Source organism: Halomonas sp. XH26 (assembly GCF_024138895.1).
GTDB classification, from domain to species: domain Bacteria; phylum Pseudomonadota; class Gammaproteobacteria; order Pseudomonadales; family Halomonadaceae; genus Vreelandella; species Vreelandella alkaliphila.
Genome location: NZ_CP071889.1, coordinates 671,797 through 682,993, shown reverse-complemented (window position 1 = coordinate 682,993; position 11,197 = coordinate 671,797). Strand labels below are relative to the sequence as shown.

Genomic DNA, 11,197 nt, shown 5'->3' with positions numbered 1-11,197 from the left:
GAGACACTATGAGTACCCACACTTATAAGCATATCGAGCTAACCGGTTCTTCTGAAAAGGGAATTGAAGAAGCTGTGCAAAGTGCCCTCGCCAAAGCATCAGAAACCATTCATAACTTGCGCTGGTTCGAAGTCACCGACACTCGTGGCCATATCGAGGACGGCCGTGTCGCTCACTGGCAGGTCACGATAAAAGTTGGCTTCACACTCGAGTAATCCCGACCTGCTTTTCGACGGCGGCTGGTTTACACTGGCCGCCGTCTTTATTGCAGCGCACATATCTCTTGCCGAGAACGCGCTGGCGCTTACAACGGAACCGATGCTTAGCAATGAAAATCATCATTCTCGGCGCCGGCCAGGTCGGCGGCACCCTAGCGGAGCACCTTGCCCGCGAAGAAAACGATATTACCGTCGTCGATACCGACGCCGCGAAACTGCGCGAACTGCACACCAAACTGGATATTCGCACCGTGACGGGCGCGGCTTCGTATCCTATTGTGCTGCGTCAGGCGGGCTGTGAAGACGCCGATATGTTGATTGCGGTGACCAACACCGATGAAATCAACATGATCGCCTGCCAAGTCGCCCATACGCTGTTTCGCACGCCTACCAAAATTGCCCGCGTACGCTCAACCGCCTACCTCACCCGTAAGGGGTTGTTCGCCCACGAAGCGATTCCTATTGATGTACTGATCAGCCCTGAACAAGTGGTCACGGATCATGTTCGCCGCCTGATTGAGCATCCCGGTGCGTTGCAGGTGTTGGAGTTTGCCGGTGGTTTAGTGCAGCTGGTGGCGGTCAAGGCGTTCTACGGTGGCCCGTTGGTGGGACAGGATTTAGCCTTTTTAGCCAAGCACATGCCCAATGTGGAAACACGCGTGGCGGCCATTTACCGCCGCAATCGGCCGATTATTCCCCGTGGTGATACGGTGATTGAAGCCGACGACGAAGTGTTTTTCCTGGCTGCACGGCGTGATATTCGCGCGGTAATGAGCGAACTACGCCGCGTTGAACGGGATTTCCGGCGGGTGGTGATTGCCGGTGGGGGCAATATAGGTGAACGCTTAGCCGAACACCTGGAGCACAGCCACCAAGTTAAGATTATCGAGCACAGTTTAGAGCGCTGTACTGCGCTTTCCGAGCGGCTTGACCGAACGGTGGTGCTCCACGGCAGCGCCACCAGCAAACGGCTGTTGGAAGAAGAGAACATCGAAGACTGCGATATCTTTTGTGCCCTGACCAACGACGACGAGGTCAATATTATGTCGTCGCTGCTGGCCAAACGCTTGGGCGCCAAGAAGGTACTGACGCTGATTAACAACGCTGCCTACGTGGACTTGGTTCAGGGGGGCGAAATCGATATCGCCATTTCCCCCCAGCAAGCGACCATCGGCAGCCTGCTCACCCACGTCCGCCGCGGCGATATTGTCAACGTGCACTCACTGCGCCGTGGCGCTGCGGAAGCCATCGAGGCGATCGCCCACGGTGACAAGCAGTCGTCCAAAGTGGTGGGCCGGACCATAGCTGAGATCAATCTGCCTGAAGGCACCACCATTGGTGCCATTGTGCGAGGCAAAGAGGTCATCATTGGCCATGGGGATGTAATGGTAGAGAGCGGCGACCACGTCATTCTATTCGTGATTGATAAGCGACGCATTCGTGACGTGGAGCGGCTATTCCAAGTGGGATTAACGTTCTTCTAGGCAATGGCCTTCTAGGCAACGCTCTTCAAGAAAACAGGCCACCGCTATGAGGCAACCACTGCTATGAGTTTGCGGGTCATACTACGCATTTTAGGGCTACTGTTGATGCTATTTAGCCTCACCATGTTGCCACCCATGCTGATATCACTTTGGTTTCGCGACGGTGTTTGGCATGCTTTCATGAGCGGCATCGCCATTTCAGTGATAACTGGCTTACTGCTTTTCCTACCCAATCGCCGCGCCCACAAAGAGCTACGAATTCGCGACGGCTTCATTATTGCGGCGATGTTTTGGACCGTACTGGCACTCTTCGGCTCGCTACCACTGATGCTGTTTGGTGAAGGCTCGCTCGGTATCACCGATGCGGTATTTGAATCGTTTTCCGGGCTAACCACGACCGGTGCAACCGTCATTACTGGCATCGATTTTCTGCCAGAATCCATCCTTTACTATCGCCAGCAGTTGCAGTGGTTAGGCGGCATGGGGATTGTAGTGTTAGCGGTGGCCATTTTGCCCACCTTGGGTGTTGGGGGAATGGCCCTGTACCGCACAGAAATTCCTGGCCCACTCAAGGATTCAAAGCTAACACCGCGAATTACCGAAACCGCCAAAGCGCTTTGGTACATCTACGCAACGCTAACGCTGGCCTGTATGGTCGCTTACATGTTGGCGGGGATGAGCTGGTTCGATGCCTTGGGACACAGCTTTTCGACCGTCGCGATTGGCGGATTTTCGACCTATGACGCCAGCATCGGCTACTTTGACAGTGCCGCCATTGAGCTGATTTGCGTTGGCTTTATGCTGATCTCAGCATTCAGCTTTAGCCTGCATTTTATTGCTTGGCGTGAAAAGCGCTTGCTGCACTACTTTCAGGACCCCGAAGCGCGCTTTTTAATGATATTTCTTGCTGGGTTAACCACGATCACCGTGATTACTTTGTGGCTCACGGACACCTACGACGATGTTGAAGGTCTGAGACACGCGCTGTTTGAAGTCGTCTCTGTCGCCACCACTGCGGGCTTTGCAGTTGCCGACTTTTCAGGCTGGCCGGGTGCGTTACCATTTCTGTTATTTGTCGCCGCGTTTGTAGGTGGTTGTTCCGGATCGACGGCGGGCGGCATGAAAGTAATCCGCATCATTCTGATCTTGAAGCAGGGCATGCGTGAAGTCATGCGCCTTATTCACCCCAACGCAGTCATTGCCGTTAAAGTGGGCAAAGTTAGTGTTCCCGACAGCATCGCCCAGGCGGTATGGGGCTTTTTCTCAGCCTACGTCATGCTATTTTTCTTGATGCTAGTAGGCGTTATGGCAACAGGTGTTGACCAAGTTACCGCTTGGTCCACGGTTGGTTCTGCACTGAACAATTTAGGCCCAGCATTGGGCGAAGCTAGCAGCCATTACGGCGACTTGCCCAGCCTAGCCAAGTGGATTTTGGTGCTAGCGATGCTGCTGGGCCGCTTGGAAATTTTCACGGTACTCGTGCTATTTACACCCGCCTTCTGGCGTCGTTAAACACGTATCAATGCTTTCTATTCAAATTGAGACACATTAATGATCCATGACGATACAACACCGCTGGCGCAAGAACCCAACGCGCAGCCTAAGACCAGCGGCCCGTTAAAAACCGTCACCGTTGGCGGCACCCGTTACACCCTGCTCGGCACCGCTCACGTCTCTGCCGAAAGTGCCGATGACGTTCGCCAATTAATCAACAGTGGCACTTTCGATGCCGTTGCCATTGAGCTATGCGACGCACGTCATCACAGCATGGACAACCCCGATGCCATGGGGGAGCAGGATCTTTTTCAGGTATTTAAACAGGGCAAAGCGGGCATGGTAGCGGCAAGTCTGGCGCTTGGTGCGTTTCAGCAACGGATTGCTGAGCAGTCAGGTATTCAGCCTGGCGCTGAAATGCGTGCAGCAGTAGAAGAGTGCCGTACCCACAAGCTGCCTTTAATGTTGGTCGATCGTGACGTTGGCATTACATTAAAACGCATTTACCGCAATGTCCCTTGGTGGCAACGCTTCTCGCTATTTTCGGGGCTAATTGGCAGTGTCATGTCGCGCCAAGATGTTTCCAAAGAGGATATCGAAAAGCTCAAAGAAGGCGATATGCTGGAAGCCACTTTCAGCGAATTTGCTGCCGAATCAGAAGCACTCTATACCCCGCTTATTCGCGAACGCGACCGCTATATGGCACTGCGCTTAGCTGAAGAAGCACCACCTGGGCGCTACCAAAACGTGTTAGTGGTGCTGGGTGCCGGGCATTTAAAAGGCACCGGAGAACACCTGGAAGCAGCGCTTCCTGAAAACCCTACCACTGAGCGTGAATCGCTGGAGGCAACGCCGCCACCGTCTAAACTCTGGAAAGCTGCCCCTTGGCTGATTACCGCGCTGGTTATCACCGGTTTTGTGATCGGCTTTTCGCGCAATACTGAGCTTGGCTGGCAGTTGGTCATTGAGTGGTTTTTAATCAATGGAATTTTATCCGGCGGCGCGACAATAGCGGCCCTTGCACACCCAGTGACGGTGATTGCCACTTTCTTTGCCGCCCCACTGACCTCGCTTAACCCCACCATTGGTGCAGGCTTTGTCGCCGCGGGGGTCGAACTCTATATGCGCAAACCGAAGGTGCGCGACTTTTCGACACTGCGCCATGATGTCACCGAGCTCAAAGGTTGGTGGAAAAACCGTGTCTCCCGTACGTTGCTGGTGTTTATTTTGGCAACATTAGGGTCTGCGGTGGGTACCTGGGTAGCAGGCTTTAGAATTGCCGGTGCACTGTTTGGTAGTGGCACTAGTTAGTTAAGCATTTGCCTCAGTTTGTCGATCTAACAGCCGCTGCATGGCAGCGGTTGGTTCAGCAATTTTGCGATAGTAACGGCTCTCGGCATAGCTATCGTTAAATACATCAAAGTAATCGTCTAGCACATCAGCGGCATTTTCATCACCACTTTGGCGCAGCAGTTCAATGGCAACCTCTGCCGTACACAGGTGCGCTTTTGAGGCGGGTTTGCGTAGCCGGTAGCGTGTTTCCCGCTCAGTGCGCAGCGGCAGTACCGGCAGCGTATCCAGATAAGGGCTCTTGCGGAACATTCGTCGCGCTTGGCGCCAAGTGCCATCTAAAATCACAAATACCGGAATACGCGCCTGCTGCTTCATAGCGTGCACGGCATTAATATCCACCACACGGTCTGCGTAGTCGGGCTGGTCATCTGGGAAGATCACAAAAGGCGCGTAGCGCGGATCTTCAAGCAGCGCGGCTAACTCTTCGTCCGGCGCGGTGCGATACCAGGTAAACACTTTGGTTTGCGTCAGCACATCACCAATTAACCGCCCGGTATTGGTCGGCTTGTAGTGTTCTATAGAGTGGGTCAACAGCCATACCTGGGCGGTGCTATCTGCTTTCACCTGATAAGGGCACAGACAGTTGAGCTCAGGAAGATTGCACCCTTCGCAGCGAGTGACAAAACTGCCCCGTGCTTTAAATTCACGCCGAGGTGGGCGCGGATGCCCCGTAGCAGGGTCGAAGTCAGTCAATGAAGAAGACTCAGGGGGCTGTGACGTAGCGTCAGACATCCGCGCTCCAATTTATAAAGGGCGATTAACAAAAGACGGTTAACAAAAGACGGTTAACAAAGGGCGCCGAGTATAAAGCAGCCCGGCCACCATGACGAACCCCTGCTCTCTAAAACCGCTCGTAGTAAACCAGAACACTCTGAACAGTTGACACCAAAAGCGTAACGCCGCTAGAGTCTCGTCAACTTTCAAAAGAAAAAAGGTTTACCCGTGACCGCCACCGCTTTCAATGCCGCCGCCCCGCGCCACGACTGGACGCTGGACGAAATTAATGCGCTGTTCGCGCTGCCCTTCAACGACCTGTTATTTAAAGCTCAGCAAGTGCATCGCGCCCACTTTGATGCTAACGCGGTGCAGGTTTCTACCCTGCTATCGATTAAAACGGGGGCTTGCCCAGAAGACTGCAAATATTGCCCGCAGTCCGGTCACTACAATACCCAGCTCGAAAAAGAGAAACTGCTGGAAATCGAAAAAGTCGTTGCCCAAGCCAAGGCTGCCAAGGAGGCCGGCGCTAGCCGTTTTTGTATGGGCGCGGCATGGCGCAGCCCGCGGGATAAAGATTTATTGCTGGTCGAAGAGATGGTTCGCCAAGTAAAAGCCCTGGGGCTGGAAACCTGCATGACACTAGGTATGGTCGACGGTGATCAAGCCAACCGTTTGGCGGCTGCTGGGCTGGATTACTACAACCATAACCTGGACACCTCCCCCGACTTTTATGGTGAAATTATCACCACCCGCACCTACAGCGACCGCCTGGACACCCTGGCCACCGTGCGTGAAGCGGGCATGAAAGTATGCTCCGGCGGCATTTTAGGCATGGGTGAAGGCGCACAAGACCGCAGTGCGCTGTTACAGCAGCTGGCGAAGCTGTCACCGCACCCAGAATCCGTCCCCATCAATATGCTGGTTAAAGTACCGGGTACACCGCTAGAGAATGTCGAAGACCTAGACCCGCTTGAGTTTATCCGCGCCATTGCGGTGGCGCGTATTATGATGCCGCAAAGCCATGTGCGGCTTTCCGCTGGCCGCGAGCAGATGAGCGAGTCGACTCAAGCACTGGCATTTTTGGCGGGAGCCAACTCGATCTTCTACGGCGACAAACTACTCACCACCGGCAATCCTCAGGCAGACCGCGACCGCGCGCTATTTGCAAAATTAGGCCTGCACCCAGAACGTCGTGATACCTGCGAAGATGAAGCCACTCACACCGAGCGACTCACCCAACAAGCTCAGCAGCACGCCCAGGCGGAGCGGGCAGCAGCACTGGCGGTAGACGCCAGTGTCTGAAGCGTGGCAACAGCGGCTAGCCAGCGCCCGCCAGCAGCGTGTTGATCAACAGCGCTGGCGGCATCGGCGGGTGAATACCCTTGGCACGCTGGACTTTGCCGGCAATGACTATCTCGGGCTGGCTCATAATCCACGTGTACAAGCTGCCCAGGCAGAGGGTGCGCGCCGCTTTGGCGCAGGCGCGGGCGCGTCGCACTTGGTCAGCGGCCACTTGGAAGTCCACGACGCACTGGAAGACGCACTGGCCGAGTGGACCGGACGGCAGCGTGCACTGCTGTTTTCCACCGGCTATATGGCTAACCTTGGCGTGTTGCAGGCGCTCGCCGACTCAAATACCGCCATTTTTCAAGACCGTTTAAATCATGCCTCGCTACTCGATGGCGCAACGCTAAGCGGTGCCCGCTCGCGACGATTTCATCACCGCAATAGCGCTGATCTTGAACGCCTGTTAGCGCGCAGCTCCGCCACTCATAAACTGGTGGTCAGCGACGGCGTGTTCAGCATGGATGGCGACGTTGCCGATATTGCCACCCTTGCCCACGTCAGCCAGCAACACGACGCCTGGCTAATGGTTGACGACGCTCACGGTCTGGGCGTGTTAGGCGCTAACGGCAGCGGCTGTGTGGAAGGTTTTGATAGCCAAGCGGTGCCTATTTTGGTGGGTACACTGGGCAAAGCACTGGGCACCGCTGGCGCGTTTGTGGCCGGTGACGCGGCGCTAATTGAGCACCTCACCCAGTTTGCTCGCAGCTATATCTATACCACGGCCCAGCCCCCCAGCATTGCCGCAGCGACCCTGGAAGCGCTGACTATCGTGCAGCGCGAACCTGAACACCGCCAGCGGCTCCAGCGCCATATCAACTATTTTCGCCAGCAGGCCCAAGCGCTCGGGCTGCCCCTTGCCGACTCCCATACACCTATTCAACCGCTGTTACTCGGCAACGAGCCACGCACCATGGCTTGGGCGGCTAAGCTCGCCCAACGGGGTATTCACGTCGGGGCGATTCGCCCGCCCACGGTACCTAATGGTGCCGCACGGCTGCGCATTACGCTGAGTGCCCGCCACAAACCAGAGGATATTGATCGGCTTATTGAAGGGCTGAGCGCCTGTCAGCGTGAGGAAACAGCATGTCCCGCCTAGACGCCCCTCAACGTCTGGTGCTGCTGTCGGGCTGGGGGATCGATCAGCGCATCTGGCAGCCGCTGGACACCTACTGGCCTGCCCATACTGAGGTACACACGGTGGACTGGCCGGGCTATGGCGATACCCCTGCCCAGGCTGAACCGGCCACCCTTGATACTCTTGCCAGCGCCATGGCCGACCAACTACCCAGTAACGCAGTGTGGGTTGGCTGGTCGCTGGGTGGGCTGTTAGCCAGCGCGCTGCTCGATAAGCTGCCTGCGCCACGCGGCTTGGTACTGATTGGCACAGGCGGGCAATTTTGTAGCGATGACGGCGTGAGCAAAGCCGAGCTTGCCAGCTTTCAGCGCGCCTTTAGCCGCGACCCCGACGCCACCTGGCGGCATTTCTTACGCTGGCAAACCCAAGGCGAACCTAACGCTCGCCACGTCCACCAACAGCTACGTGCTATGTTGGGTGACACCCCCAGCGCTACTAACAGCACCCTATCCCAAGGGCTTCACTGGCTTGCCACCCTGGATAACACCCAGCGTTTGCAAGAGGCGCCCTGTCCGGTCATTCAGCTAGTGGGCGAGCACGATCCGTTAGTAGCTTCCAGCACCCGCGCTCAGGCAATCAACCTTGCCCACGCGGGGCACTGCCCGATGCTTTCCCAACCTGCTCAACTAGTCGCGACCATCGCTTCCCAAGCCGCACTGGTCGCCAAGGAGCACGTATGTACCTAACGGCAACGCCAGCGCCAAACTGGCAGGCAAAAGTCGCCCACGCTTTCTCTCGCGCGGCCCCCCGCTACGACGCGCTGGCCAGCGCTCAGCGCCAGATAGGGGAAACGCTCTGGTCATCGCTTCCGCCTAGTGCCGACAACATACTCGACCTTGGCTGTGGTACCGGAGTCGGGACGCAACGACTAGCCACTCAATTTCCCCATGCCAACATCACTGGGCTGGATATTGCCCCTGGCATGCTCGCTCACGCCCAAGCGCGCTATGGCCATCATATTCGTTGGCAGCAAGGCGATGCCGCTGCACTGCCTTTTGAGCGCGGCACCTTTGATCTGATATTTTCCAACCTCGCCATCCAGTGGTGCCGCGATATCGATGCGGTTATGCGCGAGCTTCAACGAGTGCTGTCCCCTGGCGGCCAAGTGCATCTCACGACTCTCTTACCCGGCACGTTGGCAGAAGTCGCCTCTGCTTGGCAGCGCCCGGAGGCATTACTGCAAACGCCGAATGCCCAAGCGCTTGAACGCGCCGTTGCCTTAAGCGGCTTAACGCTGGTTGATCGCATTACCGAGTGGCGGCGGTTTTACTACCCCGATCTCACTGCCGTCATGGACTCAATTAAGGGAATAGGCGCCCAGGTGGCGCGGCCCAAGGCACGTCTTACTCGCCGAGACCTGGTCGCCGCCCGCCAGCGTTTTGAAACGCTACGTGAACCCCAAGGGCTCCCCGTTAGCTACCACTGCATCACCCTGCACCTGGAAAAATCACCATGACCGTCTATTTCGTGACCGGCACCGATACCGATGCAGGTAAGACCCTGGCCACCAGCGCACTGCTATGCGCTGCCAAACAGCAGCAGCTCAGCACGCTGGGGCTTAAGCCGATTGCCTCTGGCAGCCACATCACGGCGGATGGGCTGCGCAATAGCGACGCCTTGGCGCTACAACAACAGAGCGCTCCCCCCGTCGATTACACCACCGTTAACCCGTGGGCGTTTGCGCCCGCTATTGCGCCGCACCTGGCCGCCAGCGAGGCGGGGTGCGCTCTTAACGTCAATAGTGTAGTGGCCTCGCTTACCGCCACCCTAAACGACATGCCGCGCGATTTAACGCTCATCGAAGGCGCTGGCGGCTGGCGTGTGCCACTCAATGAGCACAACGACTTTTCCGATATACCGCGGATGATGCAGCTGCCCGTTATTCTGGTCGTGGGACTAAAGCTTGGCTGTCTTAATCATGCGCGGCTTACCGCGGAGGTCATCGCTGCCGATGGCCTAACCCTTGCGGGTTGGGTCGGCAGTGTGGTGGACCCTGAGTTCGCCGCTGATACAGCGCGCTTTGAGTCCAATATCGCGCTTCTTAAAAACGCCCTTAACGTGCCATGTCTAGGCATTATTCCTCATTTAGCCACCGCCGATGCCACCCATGCGCGCCACGCGCTTTCACTATCTGCACTGCTCAACACTTCAGTTTTGAATCAGGAAGCCGCTTTATGAGTTCTCCCGTTTGGCACCCTTACGCCCACCTCAAAACACAAGCACCCGCCCCTAAAGTGGTCGGCGGCAGCGGTAGCCATTTCACCCTGGAAAGCGGCGAGCAACTGCTCGACGCGACCTGCTCCTGGTGGTGCATGATTCATGGCTATGGCCATCCACGTTTAGTCGCGGCCATTCGTGAACAGGCAGGCGAGCTATGCCATGTAATGCTAGGTGGCCTCACCCATGATCCCGCCGACCAGCTTGCTCGGGAGCTCGTGCGCATCACCCCTGACGGCCTTAATCACGTGTTTTACTCCGACAGCGGTTCAGTCGGGATGGAAGTGGCGATGAAAATGGCCCTGCAGTACCAGGTGCTCATCGGCCACCCCGAAAAGTGCAAGATGCTTTCGTTAATGAAGGCCTACCATGGCGACACCACCGGCTGTATGGCGGTATGCGACCCTGAAGAAGGCATGCATAGCCTGTTCGCCAGCCTGCTGCCCCAACACCACTTCGCTCCCGCGCCCACCGCACCGTTTAACGCCACACAGGAACAGGTAGCCGATGACTTAGCGGCACTTCGCGACGTATTGGCGAGCCACCATCATGAGATTGCGGCCCTGCTGATGGAGCCGTTACTCCAGGCGGCAGGCGGGCTGAATATGACTTCGCCTGACTACCTGCGCGGTGCACGGGCGCTATGCGATGAGTTTGGCGTACTGCTGATTTTTGATGAAGTGGCCACCGGCTTTGGCCGCACTGGCAAGCTGTTTGCCGCCAATCACGCTGACGTAACACCGGATATTATGGTGCTCTCAAAAGGATTAACCGGCGGCTATCTAGGCCATGCAGCGACCCTGGCCAGCGACCGTGTTCACGATGCGTTTGTTGGCGACAGCGCCCACCATGCCTTTATGCACGGCCCGACATTTATGGGCAACCCGCTGGCCTGCCGTGTCGCGCTGGAAAGCCTGCGCGTGTTTGAAGAGGAGCACTACCTGGACAAGATTGCGGCACTCAGCCAACAGCTTAGCCGAGCGTTAATTGACGACTCCGCGCTGAACGCCCACCCAGACGTGGCCGATGTGCGAGTGCTGGGTGCCACCGCAGTGATTGAAGCGCACTCCGCCGAGACGCTGAAAGGTGTCGGGCAGTTCGCCCGCGAGCGAGGTGTGTGGCTGCGCCCAATCGGCCGCTGGCTTTACACCATGCCCGCTTATATCGCTACCGACGCCGACATCACTCAGATTACCGACGTAATGAAAGCATGGTTTTTGAAGCGATAGACA

At 56.7% G+C, this 11,197-nt stretch carries 11 protein-coding genes; 10 read left to right on the top strand and 1 reads right to left on the bottom strand.

The features are described 5' to 3' along the window. Positions 1-8: 8 nt before the first annotated feature. The 4 genes from J4377_RS03190 (at position 9) to J4377_RS03175 (ending at position 4,507) form a co-directional block, all read left to right on the top strand. Positions 9-215 carry a dodecin gene (locus J4377_RS03190; protein WP_038481393.1) on the top strand — a complete coding sequence of 69 codons (207 nt, stop codon included), beginning with the start codon at positions 9-11 and terminating at the stop codon, positions 213-215. A gap of 113 nt (positions 216-328) precedes the next feature. Continuing rightward, the gene (trkA, locus tag J4377_RS03185) at positions 329-1,702 is read left to right on the top strand and encodes a Trk system potassium transporter TrkA (RefSeq protein ID WP_038481390.1); all 1,374 of its coding nucleotides are present in this window, start codon (positions 329-331) and stop codon (positions 1,700-1,702) included. Positions 1,703-1,765: 63 nt separating this feature from the next. After that, a complete protein-coding gene (locus tag J4377_RS03180; RefSeq protein ID WP_120385760.1) occupies positions 1,766-3,214 on the top strand; it encodes a TrkH family potassium uptake protein in 1,449 nt (482 codons plus the stop codon). Between the two features lie 39 nt (positions 3,215-3,253). Beyond that, positions 3,254-4,507, top strand: coding sequence for a TraB/GumN family protein (locus J4377_RS03175; protein WP_253486733.1), 1,254 nt, complete (start codon positions 3,254-3,256; stop codon positions 4,505-4,507). On the opposite strand, the gene J4377_RS03170 is transcribed toward J4377_RS03175, so the two are convergent. Next, entirely contained in the window at positions 4,508-5,281 is a 774-nt protein-coding gene (locus J4377_RS03170) for a tRNA-uridine aminocarboxypropyltransferase (protein WP_038481381.1), read from the bottom strand. It lies immediately after the preceding gene. A 210-nt stretch (positions 5,282-5,491) separates the two neighbouring features. Between J4377_RS03170 and bioB the strand changes: the two genes are divergently transcribed. Genes bioB through bioA form a run of 6 tightly spaced genes read left to right on the top strand, consistent with a single transcriptional unit; the run spans position 5,492 to position 11,194 of the window. After that, positions 5,492-6,568: a biotin synthase BioB gene (gene bioB / locus J4377_RS03165; protein ID WP_253486731.1), complete on the top strand. Its 1,077-nt coding sequence runs from the start codon at positions 5,492-5,494 to the stop codon at positions 6,566-6,568. Beyond that, positions 6,561-7,709 (top strand): 8-amino-7-oxononanoate synthase, encoded by a 1,149-nt coding sequence (bioF, locus tag J4377_RS03160; RefSeq protein WP_253486706.1) that lies wholly within the window; start codon positions 6,561-6,563, stop codon positions 7,707-7,709. The genes bioB and bioF overlap by 8 nt, the downstream gene beginning before the upstream one ends. Continuing rightward, positions 7,697-8,434 (top strand): alpha/beta fold hydrolase, encoded by a 738-nt coding sequence (locus tag J4377_RS03155; protein WP_253486699.1) that lies wholly within the window; start codon positions 7,697-7,699, stop codon positions 8,432-8,434. Before bioF ends, J4377_RS03155 begins: the two co-directional genes overlap by 13 nt. Continuing rightward, positions 8,425-9,204: a malonyl-ACP O-methyltransferase BioC gene (bioC, locus tag J4377_RS03150; RefSeq protein ID WP_253486697.1), complete on the top strand. Its 780-nt coding sequence runs from the start codon at positions 8,425-8,427 to the stop codon at positions 9,202-9,204. The genes J4377_RS03155 and bioC overlap by 10 nt, the downstream gene beginning before the upstream one ends. Next, positions 9,201-9,926, top strand: coding sequence for a dethiobiotin synthase (gene bioD / locus J4377_RS03145; protein ID WP_198348637.1), 726 nt, complete (start codon positions 9,201-9,203; stop codon positions 9,924-9,926). Before bioC ends, bioD begins: the two co-directional genes overlap by 4 nt. Beyond that, positions 9,923-11,194 carry an adenosylmethionine--8-amino-7-oxononanoate transaminase gene (gene bioA, locus J4377_RS03140; protein ID WP_253486692.1) on the top strand — a complete coding sequence of 424 codons (1,272 nt, stop codon included), beginning with the start codon at positions 9,923-9,925 and terminating at the stop codon, positions 11,192-11,194. Before bioD ends, bioA begins: the two co-directional genes overlap by 4 nt. Positions 11,195-11,197 lie beyond the last annotated feature (3 nt).

Coding starts and splice junctions, on each gene's coding strand:
- bioA (WP_253486692.1), top strand. CDS start 9,923: ATGAGTTCTCCCGTTTGGCACCCTTACGCCCACCTCAAAACACAAGCA.
- J4377_RS03190 (WP_038481393.1), top strand. CDS start 9: ATGAGTACCCACACTTATAAGCATATCGAGCTAACCGGTTCTTCTGAA.
- J4377_RS03175 (WP_253486733.1), top strand. CDS start 3,254: ATGATCCATGACGATACAACACCGCTGGCGCAAGAACCCAACGCGCAG.
- bioC (WP_253486697.1), top strand. CDS start 8,425: ATGTACCTAACGGCAACGCCAGCGCCAAACTGGCAGGCAAAAGTCGCC.
- trkA (WP_038481390.1), top strand. CDS start 329: ATGAAAATCATCATTCTCGGCGCCGGCCAGGTCGGCGGCACCCTAGCG.
- J4377_RS03180 (WP_120385760.1), top strand. CDS start 1,766: ATGAGTTTGCGGGTCATACTACGCATTTTAGGGCTACTGTTGATGCTA.
- bioD (WP_198348637.1), top strand. CDS start 9,201: ATGACCGTCTATTTCGTGACCGGCACCGATACCGATGCAGGTAAGACC.
- J4377_RS03155 (WP_253486699.1), top strand. CDS start 7,697: ATGTCCCGCCTAGACGCCCCTCAACGTCTGGTGCTGCTGTCGGGCTGG.
- J4377_RS03170 (WP_038481381.1), bottom strand. CDS start 5,281: ATGTCTGACGCTACGTCACAGCCCCCTGAGTCTTCTTCATTGACTGAC.